This is a genomic window from Sulfitobacter dubius (assembly GCF_900113435.1).
GTDB lineage: Bacteria > Pseudomonadota > Alphaproteobacteria > Rhodobacterales > Rhodobacteraceae > Sulfitobacter > Sulfitobacter dubius.
The window spans coordinates 322,292-336,485 of the sequence record NZ_FOPG01000003.1; the positions used below are offsets into that span (position 1 = coordinate 322,292).

At 60.1% G+C, this 14,194-nt stretch carries 14 protein-coding genes; 7 read left to right on the forward strand and 7 right to left on the reverse strand.

What is annotated here, in order from left to right; all coding sequences use genetic code 11:
* The first annotated feature begins 86 nt into the window (after positions 1 to 86).
* Positions 87 to 1,133, forward strand: a complete 1,047-nt coding sequence (locus BM229_RS14025; RefSeq protein WP_093928262.1) for an AbrB family transcriptional regulator — start codon at positions 87 to 89, stop codon at positions 1,131 to 1,133.
* Here BM229_RS14025 and BM229_RS14030 read toward each other — a convergent pair.
* From BM229_RS14030 to BM229_RS14050, 6 genes are all read right to left on the reverse strand, one after another.
* The gene (locus tag BM229_RS14030) at positions 1,108 to 2,082 is read right to left on the reverse strand and encodes a D-2-hydroxyacid dehydrogenase family protein (RefSeq protein ID WP_093928263.1); all 975 of its coding nucleotides are present in this window, start codon (positions 2,080 to 2,082) and stop codon (positions 1,108 to 1,110) included. The genes BM229_RS14025 and BM229_RS14030 overlap by 26 nt on opposite strands.
* A gap of 9 nt (positions 2,083 to 2,091) precedes the next feature.
* On the reverse strand, positions 2,092 to 2,247 hold the full coding sequence (locus BM229_RS18265; protein WP_167360250.1) for a hypothetical protein: 156 nt from the start codon (positions 2,245 to 2,247) through the stop codon (positions 2,092 to 2,094).
* Between the two features lie 10 nt (positions 2,248 to 2,257).
* Entirely contained in the window at positions 2,258 to 3,064 is an 807-nt protein-coding gene (locus tag BM229_RS14035) for a universal stress protein (RefSeq protein ID WP_244152201.1), read from the reverse strand.
* A 10-nt stretch (positions 3,065 to 3,074) separates the two neighbouring features.
* On the reverse strand, positions 3,075 to 4,163 hold the full coding sequence (locus BM229_RS14040) for a 4-oxalomesaconate tautomerase (protein ID WP_093928265.1): 1,089 nt from the start codon (positions 4,161 to 4,163) through the stop codon (positions 3,075 to 3,077).
* A gap of 11 nt (positions 4,164 to 4,174) precedes the next feature.
* Complete coding sequence (locus BM229_RS14045) at positions 4,175 to 6,205, reverse strand: tripartite tricarboxylate transporter permease (protein ID WP_093928266.1); 2,031 nt, start codon at positions 6,203 to 6,205, stop codon at positions 4,175 to 4,177.
* Between the two features lie 74 nt (positions 6,206 to 6,279).
* The gene (locus BM229_RS14050) at positions 6,280 to 7,356 is read right to left on the reverse strand and encodes a type 2 periplasmic-binding domain-containing protein (RefSeq protein WP_093928267.1); all 1,077 of its coding nucleotides are present in this window, start codon (positions 7,354 to 7,356) and stop codon (positions 6,280 to 6,282) included.
* Positions 7,357 to 7,506: 150 nt separating this feature from the next.
* Here BM229_RS14050 and BM229_RS14055 point away from each other — a divergent pair, with 150 nt between their 5' ends.
* Positions 7,507 to 8,178, forward strand: coding sequence for a response regulator transcription factor (locus BM229_RS14055; RefSeq protein WP_093928268.1), 672 nt, complete (start codon positions 7,507 to 7,509; stop codon positions 8,176 to 8,178).
* On the forward strand, positions 8,175 to 9,545 hold the full coding sequence (locus BM229_RS14060) for a sensor histidine kinase (protein WP_093928269.1): 1,371 nt from the start codon (positions 8,175 to 8,177) through the stop codon (positions 9,543 to 9,545). The genes BM229_RS14055 and BM229_RS14060 overlap by 4 nt, the downstream gene beginning before the upstream one ends.
* 418 nt (positions 9,546 to 9,963) lie before the next feature.
* On the opposite strand, the gene BM229_RS14065 is transcribed toward BM229_RS14060, so the two are convergent.
* Positions 9,964 to 10,863, reverse strand: coding sequence for an AraC family transcriptional regulator (locus BM229_RS14065; RefSeq protein WP_244152203.1), 900 nt, complete (start codon positions 10,861 to 10,863; stop codon positions 9,964 to 9,966).
* 235 nt (positions 10,864 to 11,098) lie between these two features.
* Between BM229_RS14065 and BM229_RS14070 the strand changes: the two genes are divergently transcribed.
* From BM229_RS14070 to BM229_RS14085, 4 genes are read left to right on the forward strand one after another with little or no spacing between them, the layout of a single operon-like run.
* Positions 11,099 to 11,548 carry a cupin domain-containing protein gene (locus BM229_RS14070; protein ID WP_093928271.1) on the forward strand — a complete coding sequence of 150 codons (450 nt, stop codon included), beginning with the start codon at positions 11,099 to 11,101 and terminating at the stop codon, positions 11,546 to 11,548.
* Between the two features lie 12 nt (positions 11,549 to 11,560).
* Positions 11,561 to 12,394 (forward strand): alpha/beta hydrolase, encoded by an 834-nt coding sequence (locus tag BM229_RS14075; RefSeq protein WP_244152205.1) that lies wholly within the window; start codon positions 11,561 to 11,563, stop codon positions 12,392 to 12,394.
* A complete protein-coding gene (locus tag BM229_RS14080; RefSeq protein ID WP_093928273.1) occupies positions 12,391 to 12,861 on the forward strand; it encodes a cupin domain-containing protein in 471 nt (156 codons plus the stop codon). Before BM229_RS14075 ends, BM229_RS14080 begins: the two co-directional genes overlap by 4 nt.
* Positions 12,858 to 14,102 carry a flavin-dependent oxidoreductase gene (locus BM229_RS14085; RefSeq protein ID WP_093928274.1) on the forward strand — a complete coding sequence of 415 codons (1,245 nt, stop codon included), beginning with the start codon at positions 12,858 to 12,860 and terminating at the stop codon, positions 14,100 to 14,102. Before BM229_RS14080 ends, BM229_RS14085 begins: the two co-directional genes overlap by 4 nt.
* Positions 14,103 to 14,194: the final 92 nt, after the last annotated feature.

Below are 14,194 nucleotides of genomic sequence, written 5' to 3' on the forward strand. Positions count from 1 at the left end.
ACGCCCCTAGGTTCGCTATTGCATACAATTGGATACAATCGTATCCAATAGGGGTCAAGCCCGGAAGAATGAGTAGGTGGACACCCATGCGCATTTCCCAATCGACCCAAAGCCGCTCACTGACCCTAATCCTTGCCGGGGGTGGTACTTTGGCCTTCTGGTGGGTCGACCTACCGCTGCCATTCCTGTTCGGGCCAATGGCAGCCTGTCTCATCGCGGCGCTATCGAACCTGCCGATCAACGGCTTCGGTCAGGTCTCGGTCGCAGCGCGCACGATCCTTGGGGTGGCGGTCGGCGCCTCGATCACGCCGGACCTGTTTCACCAGCTTCCACAAATGGCGATGTCGGTGTCGCTGGTCCCGGTCTTTATCGCGCTGATCGGGATTATCGGCGTCCCGTTCTTTCGGCATGTTTGGGGGTTCGACGCGCCGACGGCCTATTACGCCGCGATGCCGGGCGGCCTGCAGGACATGGTGATCTTTGGCACCGAAGCGGGCGGCGATCCACGGGCGCTGTCGCTAATCCATGCGACGCGGGTGCTGATCATCGTCACCCTCGCGCCCGCTTTCCTGACGCTGGCTTACGGGGCCGGGTTGACCAATCCCATCGGCGCGCCGGTAACAGAACTGCCGGTGAGGGAGATGGCCTTGATGGCCGCCGCAGCCCTGATCGGCTGGAAGGGGGGAGAGCGAATCGGCCTGTTTGGCGCGTCCATCCTTGGCCCGATGATCGTGACCGCCCTCCTGTCACTGGCTGGCCTGATCCACAGCCGCCCGCCCGCCGAGGCCATCCTTACCGCGCAGTTCTTCATCGGCTGCGGGATCGGCGTGCATTTTCTGGGCGTGACATGGGGCGAGCTGACGTGGGTGGTGCTGGCGGGCGTCGCCTATGTGCTGGTGCTCGCCGTCTTGGCCGCAGGTTTCACCGGCCTCGTCACCTGGGCCGGATTGGGCGATCCGGTCGAGGCGTTCCTTGCCTTCGCGCCGGGCGGGCAGGCCGAGATGACGGTGCTGGCCATCGTTACCGGGGCCGATCTGGGCTTTGTCATCACGCACCACCTGACCCGCATCGTGTTGGTGATCGTCGGCGCGCCGCTGGTGGCGGGCCTTATGGCGCGTAGACGGAAGGGTTGATCATATGGATCGGTGCGCCTGCCGCATAGGCGTTCACCTGTTCGAAGATATCCGCGAATTGCTTTTCGAATTCGTCTTCGGTGACAAAGCCGATATGCGGGGTGGCGATCAGCTTGGGGTGTGAAAGCAGCGGGTGGTTGGGATCCGTTAGCGGCTCAGTATCAAAGACATCCGCCGCCGCCGCGCCCAGATGTCCGGTGTTAAGCGCTTGCAGCAGCGCGTTTTCGGCAATCAGCCCGGCGCGCGAGGTGTTCACCAGTACCGCGCGGGGCGACATGGCGCTGAGATCTTCCGCGGTGACACTGCCGCGAGTCTCAGGTGTCAGCCGCAGATGCAGAGACACCACGTCGCAGGACCCGAAGAACGCCGCTCGGCTCTCGGCAACGGTCTCACCATCGGCTTTCGCCCGCGCGCGTCCGGCCTCGGAACTCCACCAGATGACCTCCATCCCGAAGGCGCGGGCATAGTCCGCCACCACACGTCCAATACGCCCATAGCCATAAAGCCCCAGCCGCCGCCCGCGCAGGCTGCGGCCGACGCCCATCTGCCAGTTGCCCGCCTTGGCGCTTGCCATCTGCTGCGGGAGTTGCCGCATGGCCGCGAGGATCAGCGCAAAGGTCAGTTCCGCCGCCGCATGGTTGGCCCCATCCGCGCCTTTGTTGGAACACAGCAGCACGCCCTGATCGGTGCAGGCCGCGACATCCACATGCGGATAGGCGCCGCGTTGCGAGATCAGGCGCAGGTTCGGCAAGCGCTCCAGCAACCCCCGCGTCACCTTGGTCCGCTCGCGAAAGAGCACCACGCAATCAGCATCCTGTAAACGGTCGGCCAAGATCGCCTCGTCAGGCTGATGGTCCGTCCAGACGGTGACATCATGCCCCGCCAGCAGGTCAAAGCAAGGCAACCCGCGCAGGGTGTCGAACCAGTCGTCGAGGATATGAACCTTCATCCCGGGCACCTATGCGGACAGCGCGTTGATCGCTTTGCTGACCCGCTCATGCAGGATCAGCAGATCGGGGTCGCGGTCCTTCTGCGTGCCGATGCTGGCGATCAACTCGGCACGCAGTTTCTCAAGATCACGGCGGGCGGTGTGGATTTTCTCGTAATTGGTCATCATTCGCTTCTCAATGGGACAACAAAACGGGGATTTTGATCTTTTCCAGCACTTCGGCGGTCACGCCACCAAGGAAATCTTCGCGGAATTTGGAGTGCTCATAGGCACCCAGCACCAGAAGCGAGGGGTCATGGCGCTCGCAATAGGACAGCAGAGTCTGTGACACCGGATGGGTTGTCGGAAAGTCCTCATGCACCGCTTCGACGCCGTGGCGGTCCAGATGGGTCATCAGATCGGCGATCGGCCAAGCGGTGCGTTTGCCCACCGTCAACACGCTGACCCGGCCATCGGCCTCAAGCAAGCGCAAGCTGTCCGACAGCGCCCGCGCGGCGGCGCGCCCGCCGTCCCATGCCAGCGCCGCGTGGCTGTGCTGCGCGCCTGCGTCATAGCCCGCGGGCACCACGATCACAGGACGCCCAGATTGCAAGGCGATGCGGTCCGGGTGGTGGGTCACATGGGCGTCATCACTCTCGGTACGGGCACCGACGATCAGCATGTCGTAGTACCGCGCGCCTTCGGAAAGCAGTATGTCGACGCGGCCGGTCTCCTCGCGGAAATCCAGCGCGTCGCCCAGACCGAGGGCGGGGCGGAGTTCTTTGAACCGGCGGGTGACCTCAGCCAAGATTTCGCTATTGGCTGCCTCCAACAGGGCGCGGGCCTCTTCGGGGATCCAGCGCGAGCGGCGGTCGATCACCTCATGCGCGGTATGGGCAAGGATCGCCGTGACATGCGCGCCGCGCTGTTTGGCGAGGGAAGCGGCATAGCGCAGCGCGGCGACGGAGGCGTCGGACCCGTTGAAGGCAACAAGAAGGTTCATCACGGGCATGTCAGCGACCCTCCCAAATGCGTGAGGGGACAAAGACGCAGCCATCCGCCAGCTTGCGCGCCGTCCGCAGCAGACCGGCAGAGTTCAGCGCGAAGCCGTCGGACGTGTCGTAATCCACCAGCACGTCAATCGTGCCAGAGGCATGTTCGAGCACAACGTCGGCGGGGCTTTGAATGGGGCGTTCCAACAGGCCATCGGCCACACTGCCGGGCGTGAGCGCGCAGGACGCGAGGCATTGCGCCCCGGTCACCGCCATGGAGGGGTGCGTGTTCCACGGCATGAAATAGCGTGTCGCGATGGTGCCGCCCTCGCGGGCAGGGGCCAGCAAGCCGAACTTGGGCGTGACGGATTTCGACACGTCTCCCATGCCCATAGCGGCCCCGGCCTGAAGGCGAATTGCCTCCATCCGCGCGAAGAAACCTTTGTTCGCGTCGAGTTCGGCGACGCTTTCATACCCCGTCAGGCCAAAGTCCGCCGCGCGGGCGATGACCATCGGCATGGCCACATCCATGCAGGTGACTTCGATCCCGTCAAAGGTATCTCGGATCTTGCCCGTGGGCAAAAACGCCCCGGTCGAAGAGCCGACGACGCCCATGAAGTTCAGCGCCACGGCCGCTCCGGTGCCGGGCACGCCCGCGATCTCGGTGTCGCCGTCATAGGTGAGCACGCCGCCGGGGGTCAGAACTTTGGAGAGCACCTTGGCCCCGGTGTTGACGGCGTGGATTTTGACATCCGTTACATCGCCGGTGGGCTGGACGAGGCCCAATTCCACCGCCGCAGGGCCAACACCCGACAGGATGTTTCCACAGGTCGGTTTGAAGTCGACCAGCCGATCCTCGACCGAGACTTGGGCGAAGAAATAGTCCACATCGGCCCAACTGTCGTCTGAAGGCGATAGCATTGCGACCTTGGTGGTGACCGCCGCGCCGCCGCCGATGCCATCGATGTTGAGCGGATGGCCGGAGCCCACCACAGCGAGCAGCACTTCGGCGAGGGTTTCGCGGTCTTGGGGCAGATCCGCGCGGTTGAAGTATGGCCCCCGCGAGGTGCCGCCGCGCATGAAGAGATAGGGGATAGCTGTCTGTGTCATCTCTAAACTCCTCAGTTCAGCGGCCAGGGCAGATCGACTGCGCCTTGCAGCAGACCCGGCGGGAAATCACGGTTGAGCGCACCGGCCATGACGCACATCAGCGCGATGCCGCAGGCCGTCAGGATCAGGGTTTTCGGCCAATGCGCCTGTGCACGAACCCGCAGGAAGCTGATCAAAAAACCCAAGAGCGCGAGGATGAAGCCGACGAAGTATGTGGCGACGATCAGCCCCACGAACCACGCCAGCGTGCTCCAGAGGCCATAGGGCGCATCCGCGTCCTCGCCCGAGACTTCCTTGTCGGCAAAGATCGGATCGCGTTCGGGGCGCAGGATCATCTGCACCAGCAAGATCAGCAGTGCGGCCAAGGCGATGCCCCCCACAACCAGTGGCACGATCTTGTCGGTCATGTTGTAGTCAGGGATCAGCGAGGCATTGATCAGCGCGGCCACCACGTAGCCCATGATGATCAGCAAAAAGACCAGCGGCGCGCGTTTTGAGCCGGACTGCACATCGCCTTCGGCCATGATCGACTTGGCCTGGCGCAGGCCCAGCACGACCGAGACCACGGTGATGATCAGCAGCACGATGACGATAGGGGAGAAGATATAATCCATGCCTTCCTCAAAGGATTTGCGGAACCGGAAAGACGCGATCTGAAACGCTTGGTTCGAGAATTTCTCGACCGGGTTGGACAGCACGAAACCGATGAGGAAAGCCGGGCGCGACCAGTCAAAGCGGCGCAGGAAGATGCCGATCAGCCCGATCAGGAAGAGCGCGAGGATGTCTTCGAAGTTCTGCCCGGACTGGAACGCCGCGAAGGAGATCAGCATAAAGAGGAAAGGCGCGAGGTAGGTGAAGCGGATCGTGGTCAGCTTGGCGATTCCGCCCGAGGCCGCGATGCACAGCAGCGTGCCGACGACATTGGCCAGCGCCAGCAGCCAGACAATCGAATAGGTGATGTCGAGGTTGTCGCGCAGCATCGAGGGGCCGACTTCGATCTCGCCGGAACCCAGCAAGGCGATAGCCCCGATGAAGATCGCCATGGAGCCAGAGCCGGGAATGCCGAACAGCAGGGTAGGGACCAAGCCGCCGCCCTCTTTCGCGTTGTTCGAGCTTTCCGGCCCGATCACGCCACGCACTTCGCCCTTGCCGAAGTTCGATTTGTCTTTCGTCGTTTGAACCGCGTGCCCATAGGCAATCCAGTCCACGACCGAGCCACCAAGCCCGGGGATAACGCCCACGACCACGCCGATCAACGAGCAGCGCACCGACAGCCATTTGTTGGCAACCCAGTCACGCACGCCTTCGCCCCAGCCCGCGCCGAGTTTGGCTTCTTTGGAAATCGCCCGGTCTTGGCGCAGAAGCGAAACGATTTCTGGTACGGCAAAGATGCCAAGGCCCACGATCACCAGTTTCAAGCCGTCCGTGAGGTAGGGGATGTCATAGGTCGCCATCCGCAGGGAGCCGCCCGCATCAGCCTCACCGATGGTGCCGATGAGCAGGCCGAGGCCCGCGGCCGCCAGACCTTTGAGCGCCACGCGCCCGGCCAACACCGCGACCATCGACAGGCCGAGGATCGAGATCATCAGCATCTCGGGCAGGCCGAAGGACAGCACGATGGGACGCGCAACAACGATGAACAACGTCAGGAAAGCCGCGCCGACCAGCCCGCCGAAAAGCGAAGAGGTAAAGGCCGCAGATAGCGCCCGCGCGGCTTGGCCTTTCTTGGCCATCGGAAAGCCATCGAGCACCGTGGCTTGGCTGGCCGAAGACCCGGGGATGCCCATCAGGACCGAGGCAAAGGTGTCAGAGGTTGGCACCACGGCGACCATGCCAATCATCAGCGCCAGACCCAGCACCGGGTCCATGCCGAACATGAAGGGCAAGAGCAGAGACAATCCCGCGATCCCACCGAGGCCGGGAAAGACGCCGACAGCCAGGCCCATGACGACGCCCAACACCAGATATCCCAGTACTATAGGTTGCAAAATTAGAGCCCATGCCTGGCCAAGCGCAGGCAGAGCGGTTGCGAACAGATCCATCGCACCGACCTCGAAATGTTAGATTAAAGGGAGGGGGTGGCCCCGGGGCGCGCCCGGGGCCGAGAGGGTTCCGCTTACTTCAGCGAAACGCCATAGGCTTCTTGCAGCCAGTTCGTTACGAAGGCTTTCGCCTCTGCAGAGACGGTCGTGCCGCGCTGTGTTGCCTTGGCTGCGCCTTCACCTACGAAGACGGGGTATTTCCCGACGCGTTTCTCGGCGATTTGGGCGAAATCTTCGCGGTTGCGCACCGCGTCGAAGGCTGCCGTGTAGGTCTCGATCACGTCATCGGGCGTCCCTGCGGGCAGAAAGGCGATCTTTTGCACCGGAAAACCTGCGATAAAGAAGGCTTTCCACGCGTCCCAAGCCTCACCTTCGGTGGCGCAGCCTTCAGTGGCTTCGCAGACTTCCTTAAAGGTCAGGATGTCGGGGAAGGTGGGGTCGCGAACGATGTTGCCGCCTTCGTCCAGCGCGCCCCATGTCATCATCGGCACGGCTTGACCCTTTTCGACCAGATCGGCAGAGGCACCGAGGTAGCTCGACGAGGTCTGGTAGTCGATCGTGGCCTCGCCGCGTTCAAACATAAGACGGCCATCGCCACGGCCCTTGATGCCAAAGACCGGCTCGACATTCATGCCCAGCATCTCCCATGCCAGCAGCGGCACGAGGTCAAGGCGCGTGGCCCCCTGCGAACCGTAGATGAAGTTGACGTCTTTAAGGTTATTGGCGGTGCCGTCGAATTTTTCGCCGTCCGAGGGGTTCAGATAGGCGACGCCCCCGGTGCCCGATGCCATGACAGGCTTCCAGTCGCTGTACTCATAGCGCACACGCGGATCGTCGAGCAAATAGGGGAACTGGGTCGAGCCGGAGGTGCCGAAAAGAACCGTGCCCTCGTCATGCTCTTGCTCTTGGAACCAGTTGGCACCTTTGGTTGAACCCGCGCCCGGCATGAATTTGACCACGACGGTGGGGTTGCCCGGAAGTTCCTCGGACAGGAGCGGCGCAAAGAAGTTGGCCCATTTAGCCGATCCCCCCGTTTCCGAGAAGGGGATGACCCACTCGATTGTCTTGCCTGCAAAGTCGACCTCGGCCAGCGCCGGGGCGGCGAGGCAGGCGGCGGATGCAGCGGTTGCGGCGAAATACTTGATAGTCATTGGTGTCCTCCCGTAGACATTCTGTATCGGTCAGACTTTCACGCCTGCCGTAATTCGTATTTGTTTCAGGGAACGAATCCCTCCTCCAACACGGGCACACTGCCTTTCCAACCTTGCGCGAAACTTGCGCATCAGGATTAAGTTTTAATCATGCGCATTGCAGTCATCGAAGACAATGAGGCTCTGGCACAGGGAATTGCCCATCGCTTGCGCGATCGGGGCCATGCGGTGGACCTGCTGCATGACGGGGAAGATGCTGACATTTTCTTGCGACATGAGGGGGCTGACCTGATCGTGCTGGACTGTAACTTGCCCGGTTGTGACGGGCTGGAAGTTCTGAGCCGTCTGCGCCGCCGCGGCGATGGCACCCCAGTGATCCTGCTGACCGCGCGGGCGGAGACTTCAGAGCGGGTGGCCGGGCTGGATGCCGGGGCCGATGATTATCTGACCAAGCCCTTCGAGATGGATGAGTTGGAGGCGCGATTGCGGGCCATGGCGCGGCGCAAGAACCTTGAGTTCGCCTCCCGCGACGCGCTCGGCCCCTTGGTCTTTGACCGAACCAACCGCCAGTTGTTGAAGGACGAACAGCCCTTGGCGTTCCCTCGTAAAGAACTGGCGACCTTGGAATGCCTGCTGGAACGGCGTGGCCGCATCGTGTCGAAATCCCAGTTGATCACCCATGTCTACGGCACCGGGGCCGAGCAGGAAGACAGCGCCATCGAGCCGCATGTGTCGCGTCTTCGCAAACGGTTGGAGCCTTTCGGCATCCGCATCAAAGCCGCCCGTGGGCTGGGCTATATGCTTGAAGTCGACAGCGCATGACCTCGATGTCGCTGCGCTCTCGGCTTTTCATGTTGATCCTGCCGCCGCTGCTGCTGCTTTCGATCGTTCTGGGGTTTTGGCGCTTCGAAGTGGCGCAGCGCACCTCTGAAACCCTGTTTGACCGTAGCCTGCTGGCCGCAGCTTTGGCGATCTCACGCGATGTGGCGATTTCTGGTGGGGATGCGCTTTCGCCCAGCACGCGGGATTTCGTCTCGGATGCCGGGGGCGGTGAGCTTTTTTACCACGTCACGGGTCCCGGGGGCATTTACATCACCGGCTATGCCTATCCGCCCGTTTCCGGCGGCCGAACGGGCGAGGAGATGCTGAACTACACGATGGCTGAGTATCGGGGCGAGCCTGTGCGGGTTTTGCGGATGCGAGAGAGCACGACCATCGGCAACCTGACGGACGATACGATTGTCACGGTCTGGCAAAGGGACAGTGATCGCAATGCTTTCGCCGCCGCCTTGGCGCGCCGCGCGGCGGCGTTAATCGCCAGTCTGATGGCGGCCCTTGCTTTGGTGGTCTGGTTCGGGGTGAAGATCGGCCTGCGCCCCTTGAACGATTTGCAAGATGCGATCCAACACCGATCCCCCGATGACCTGCGCGATATCCGCCGCCCGGTCCCGGCTGAAGTCTTTGGTATTGTCGCCACATTGAACCGGCTTTTCGGGCAGGTGCGCCAGAGCATTGAGGACCATCAGGTCTTTATCTCCAACGCCGCGCATCAGCTGCGCAACCCCGCCTCCGCACTTTTGTCATTGGCCGAGGTTTTGCCGGATGTCAGCGACCCGCAAGAGCGTCGCCTGCGCGAACGCGAATTGATTGCCGCCGCACGTAAATCGGCGCGGCTCGCCAATCAGTTGTTGTCTCTTGAACGGTTGCGTTACGACGAGGCACCAACATTCGACGCGCTAGAGCTCAACGCTGTCGCTGCCGAAGTCTGCAGTGACTTTGCCCCGACGGTCCTGTCGCGGGACATTGGCTTTGGCTTCGAGCCATATCCTGCCCCGTTACCGGTGAATGGTGATAGCGTGCTGCTGGGTGAGGCGATCACCAATCTAGTTGAAAACGCGCTGTCCCATGGGGGTCCAGGCCTCTCCGCGATCCGCGTGAGCACCGTGGCCGAGACGGGGTATGCGGTGCTGACCGTACAAGATGACGGCATCGGCATCCCCAAAGACAGCACGCAGGCCGCGTTTCAACGGTTCGGTCAATTGAGCGAAGGGGAGGGCAGCGGGCTTGGGCTTGCCATCGTTCAGGATGTCCTGCGCCGTCACGGTGGTGACGTCGAGCTGTTGCCGCAGGATCGGGGGTTGGTCGTGCGGTTGAAAGTTCCGTTGGTGTCGCCGGTCGCAAAGCCCTGATACAAACTGCGCGCTGCTCTAATCCGTGTACTCAGTTACATAGGTCAAATGCATCGATCCTGTCGACCGCATCGTGGTTTGGTGCAGACTTTCCGTTCTAAATCAAATTCGCTTGCTTGCAGGTATTTAGTTTCATGCAATTCGGTTTGTGGTCTGCAAGCGGCGCATAGGGAGCGGCAAGGCGACAGAGTTTCGATGGTGCGACAAAGCCGTTCTAAACTTGGGGAAAGGATTAAACGTAAGACGCTCGAAACGCGGCGCTTGCATCACAGACAACGCCCCGCATAGTCAAACCAATCAGATGAGCCGAACTCTCTCTTAGTGTCGGCCGCCATTGGTCCCCAAAACCTTGACGGCGGACAGGGCTAGGGAATGCGCTGTGTTTCCCTCCCAGCGGTCACTGACTGCGCGTCCCAGTTCACATGCGCTTACAAGGCGTGTGGCCAAATCGAGTGCGGTAGTAGGATGCAAAGCGACCCATGTGCGAGAAGCCGCAAGAATAGGCGGCTTCGGAAACGCTGGGCACGTCACGCCGGGCATGGAGCAGGTAATGCGCCGCGTCCAATCGGGTGTCGCGCAAGACCTGCATCGGTGTCTTTTGGAAAACCCGCAGAAACGATTTTTGCAGCGTACGGACATTCACTTCGGCAGCGGCTGCGATATCAAGCACTGTGATCTGTTCGGCTAGGTTGGCATGCATGAACTCGAGCGCATGGCGGATGTCGCGGGGTCTGGTGCCGCCGTCGGATCGGGCAATTATATGAGAAATATTGCTCCGTTGGAGTGTCAGTAACGCATAAACCAAATCGTGCTCAACCTGCAGGTCCATGCCCGAAAGGGGGCGCTGAAACAGCCCGCCGTTTTCAATCGCAGCCGCGCATGCGGCAAAGGCGCGTTGCAGTTTTTTACCGTTGGGTCGTGTGAAATCGACCTTCATATCAAAGCGAATCGGGCCGGGAGGCGGTGCCCCTGTGAGATTGCGGGCAACGGTCTCAAGATGTGCACTATCGATCTGGAACAAGAGCTTTTGACAGCTTTCCCCCCACCGCAAAAGCGCAGAGCGGTCAGGGTTCAAAATCGTCCCCACGCCGACATGCGCAGTCATCTCGTCGCCCCGGTGCGCGACGCTGGCTTTGCCCGACAATGGCATCTGGAACAAATAGAAAGAGCCCAATTCGCCCGGATCAACGGTGACCTCGGCTCCGTAAGATAGATAATTCACCGATAAATGCTGCCCGCGCACTGCGTTGTGGGTCACTGAAAGCTGTGAATTGCGATTGCTCACATCCAACCGGTGATCGCAGAACCTTTGCGACACTTTAAAGCGCGCCTCGTCAAGATCGCGCGTGCGCAAGACAGGATGGTTTGAAAAGTATGACTGGCGGTGCAGTGACATGATGATCGATTATACTCCTTAGATGCAGGCTAGAGAGAACCATGGTTATTTCAAGCTTAAAGCATCCGGCGCAAACTTACGTTCGTTTTCTGGATAACCGGTTTGGCACCTTCTGGTGCAGTGTCTGTAAAAAGTTTCACCAAAACGGGGTATCAAGATGAAAAACGCTGTCACCAAAGCCAATCGTGGATTGAACGATCATAGCTGGAATGTCGTAGGGCAAACCTATGTTCCAAAGCTCTATAGCGAGGAGACATTTGTTTGGCATGCCGCGCTTCCTGCCGACAGTTTTGTGCCGCCACACATCCATCCCCATCAAGATGAATGGATCTATGTGCTTGAGGGTGACCTTGAAATTGAGTTTGGGCCGGAGCTGCATAAAGCCGGGCCGGGCGACACGATAAAAATGCCCCGCGGCGAAGCGCATGGCATATTCAACCGTTCTGGCAAGCCTGCCAACTGCATCTTTGGGGTGGCCCCCTCCCGTAAGCTTTACGAGCTTTTTATTGAGTTGGACGGTGTCACTGATCCTGCGGAACTGGTGCGGATTTCGGCGCTGTATGAGGTCGATTTCCTGCCGCCTCCTGATGCGCCAGAGCAGGGTTAAACAATGCAGTCAATGGATTGGGATGATGCTTTTGCCAATATGGCATATGTGGAAAATTCTCATTTGTTGCCGGATTTTTGGGCAAACCGCGCCGCAAGTTATCGCGCGGAATTGTCGGATCGGCGGCTAGAGGAAGACATCCCTTACGGCGATGAGCCACGTCAGAAGCTTGATATCGTCTGGCCCGACGGCGCTCCGAAAGGTCTTGCAGTTTTTGTGCATGGCGGATTTTGGATGCGCTTGAATAAATCTCACTGGACGGACTTTGCGGAAGGAATGCGAGCTGCGGGGTGGGCCGTGTGCATCCCTAGCTATACATTAACCCCGCAGGCCCGAATTGCGCAGATCACCCGCGAAATTGGCCGGGCGATTACCGTGGCTGCCGCGCGCGTGGACGGGCCGATCCATCTGGCCGGGCATTCAGCGGGCGGGCATCTGGCGACGCGGATGCTGTGCGATGACTGCCCCCTCGAGCCGGAAGTGCAGGCGCGCATTAAGCATACGTTGTCGATCAGCGGGCTCCATGATTTGCGCCCTTTGATGCACACGAAGATGAATGAGACGCTGAAACTTGATGCACAGGAGGCGCGCGCCGAAAGTGCCGTGCTGCGTGATCCCGTTTGCGCGGGTACGTTGACCTGCTGGGTGGGCGGGGGCGAGCGGCCTGAATTCATCCGGCAAACCAGTCTATTGCCCATGATGTGGCAAGGTCTGGGCGTCGCAGCGCGGCATCACATAGAGGGCTCGCATAATCACTTCACAGTTCTTGAGGGCCTCAAACTGCGAAACACGCCAATTACTGACGCTTTCCTAGGCAGCGCAAAACTTAAAGGAACCGACACATGACAGAAATGGAAGCTGGCATTGTTAAATCCCAAGACAGTATGGATGCTATTCGATGGAATATCCTTGGGCAGATTTACGTTCCCAAGCAACTGACGGAGGATTGTTTTTCATGGCATGCAACATTGCCGCCGGGGACATTTGTGCCGCCTCACATCCACCCCGAACAGGATGAATTCCTTTATATTCTTGAGGGTAAATTTGATATCCTGCTTGATGGCTTGGAAATGATCGCCGAGCCGGGTGACCTTGTAAAACTCCCGCGCGGTATTCCGCATGGCATCTTCAACAAGACGCCTAGTGCGGTCAAAACATTGTTCTGGGTGACCCCGTCCTTACGGCTTTATGATCTGTTCTGGGCATTGAACAATTTGGGCCCTGACGCCAATCCAGCGGATGTTGTTGCGGTGTCAGCGGCCCATGCGATTGATTTCCTGCCGCCCCCCGACGAGGAGGGAGATAGCGCATGACTATACTGATTGCAGGCGCTGGCATTGGCGGGCTGACCGCCGCGCTGATGTTGCACCAGCGCGGCATCAAATCACAGGTGATCGAGCAGGCCACACAGGTGCGCGAAGTGGGTGTTGGCATCAACACCTTGCCTCATTCAATCGCCGAGCTTACCGAGCTTGGTCTGTTGTCACGGCTGGACGAGGTGGGGCTGCGCACGCGCGAGCTGCGTTATCTTACCCGAACGGGCCAAGAAGTGTGGCGCGAATTGCGCGGCATACATGCAGGTCATGAGCACCCCCAGTTTTCGATCCATCGCGGGCGGTTGCAAAAACTGCTGCTCGATGCGGTGATCGAACGTATGGGGCCGGAGGCGGTACAAACAGGGCTGCGTCTGGCTGGTTTCGTGCAAGATGATGCAGGTGTCAGCGCGCATTTCACAGATGCGCATGACGGGTGTTCTTCGCGCACGTTGCGTGGCGAAGTGCTTATCTGTGCAGACGGCATTCACAGTGTGGGACGCCGCCAATTTTACCCAAGCGAAGGCCCTCCCAGCTGGGCGGGGGTGGTCATGTGGCGCGGCGCCGCTGAATGGCCGGTTTGGGAGGACGGGGAGACAATGGCGATTGCTGGCGGGCTGGGGGGTAAACTTGTTCTCTATCCGATCGCACCAGCCAAGGATGGCCGTCAGCTGATGAACTGGGTGGTGAACATCCGCATGGCAGATGCAAGTGTTTCCCCACCGCCGCCTGAAAGTTGGTCGAAAATGGCACCGTTGGCAAAGGTGCTGCCCTATGCAAAGCGCTTTCACGTGCCGGGAATGGACGTTGAGGCGCTTGTGCGAGCAAGCGGTTCAATTTTTGAATATCCAATGGCGGACCGCGATCCGTTGCCGCGTTGGACGCATGGGCGCGTGACCCTGCTCGGGGATGCCGCGCATCCGATGTATCCGGTTGGATCAAATGGTGCCGCGCAGGCGATTTTGGATGCGCGCTGTCTGGCGGATCAACTGGCAAAAGCCGAACACCCGCGCGAAGCTTTGTACCGCTATGAGTTGGAACGTTTGCCCAAGACCGCCGAAATTGTGAGAACAAACCGCATCGGAGGCCCGGAGCGGGTGATTGATGAAGTTGAGCGACTCAAGCCTGCAGGTTTTGATAACATCAATGATATCTTGAGTGTTGCCGACAGAGAGAGCATCGTCAAAGGCTATGCAACAATGGCAGGCTTCTCTGCTCAACAGCCAGGGAATGGTGGCTGAAAAAACGCGATAAGGATGTACGACTGGCTCGCATAAAGCCGGAACAACTAAGCTCCGCAAAATAACAAGGGGCAAACCAGGGAGAAACGAAC

Excerpts from the sequence above, each read along its gene's own strand:
- BM229_RS14085 (WP_093928274.1), top strand. The coding sequence starts at position 12,858 with ATGACTATACTGATTGCAGGCGCTGGCATTGGCGGGCTGACCGCCGCG.
- BM229_RS14030 (WP_093928263.1), bottom strand. The coding sequence starts at position 2,082 with ATGAAGGTTCATATCCTCGACGACTGGTTCGACACCCTGCGCGGGTTG.
- BM229_RS14075 (WP_244152205.1), top strand. The coding sequence starts at position 11,561 with ATGGATTGGGATGATGCTTTTGCCAATATGGCATATGTGGAAAATTCT.
- BM229_RS14055 (WP_093928268.1), top strand. The coding sequence starts at position 7,507 with ATGCGCATTGCAGTCATCGAAGACAATGAGGCTCTGGCACAGGGAATT.
- BM229_RS14035 (WP_244152201.1), bottom strand. The coding sequence starts at position 3,064 with ATGAACCTTCTTGTTGCCTTCAACGGGTCCGACGCCTCCGTCGCCGCG.
- BM229_RS14045 (WP_093928266.1), bottom strand. The coding sequence starts at position 6,205 with ATGGATCTGTTCGCAACCGCTCTGCCTGCGCTTGGCCAGGCATGGGCT.
- BM229_RS14025 (WP_093928262.1), top strand. The coding sequence starts at position 87 with ATGCGCATTTCCCAATCGACCCAAAGCCGCTCACTGACCCTAATCCTT.
- BM229_RS14070 (WP_093928271.1), top strand. The coding sequence starts at position 11,099 with ATGAAAAACGCTGTCACCAAAGCCAATCGTGGATTGAACGATCATAGC.
- BM229_RS14050 (WP_093928267.1), bottom strand. The coding sequence starts at position 7,356 with ATGACTATCAAGTATTTCGCCGCAACCGCTGCATCCGCCGCCTGCCTC.
- BM229_RS14040 (WP_093928265.1), bottom strand. The coding sequence starts at position 4,163 with ATGACACAGACAGCTATCCCCTATCTCTTCATGCGCGGCGGCACCTCG.
- BM229_RS14060 (WP_093928269.1), top strand. The coding sequence starts at position 8,175 with ATGACCTCGATGTCGCTGCGCTCTCGGCTTTTCATGTTGATCCTGCCG.
- BM229_RS14080 (WP_093928273.1), top strand. The coding sequence starts at position 12,391 with ATGACAGAAATGGAAGCTGGCATTGTTAAATCCCAAGACAGTATGGAT.
- BM229_RS18265 (WP_167360250.1), bottom strand. The coding sequence starts at position 2,247 with ATGACCAATTACGAGAAAATCCACACCGCCCGCCGTGATCTTGAGAAA.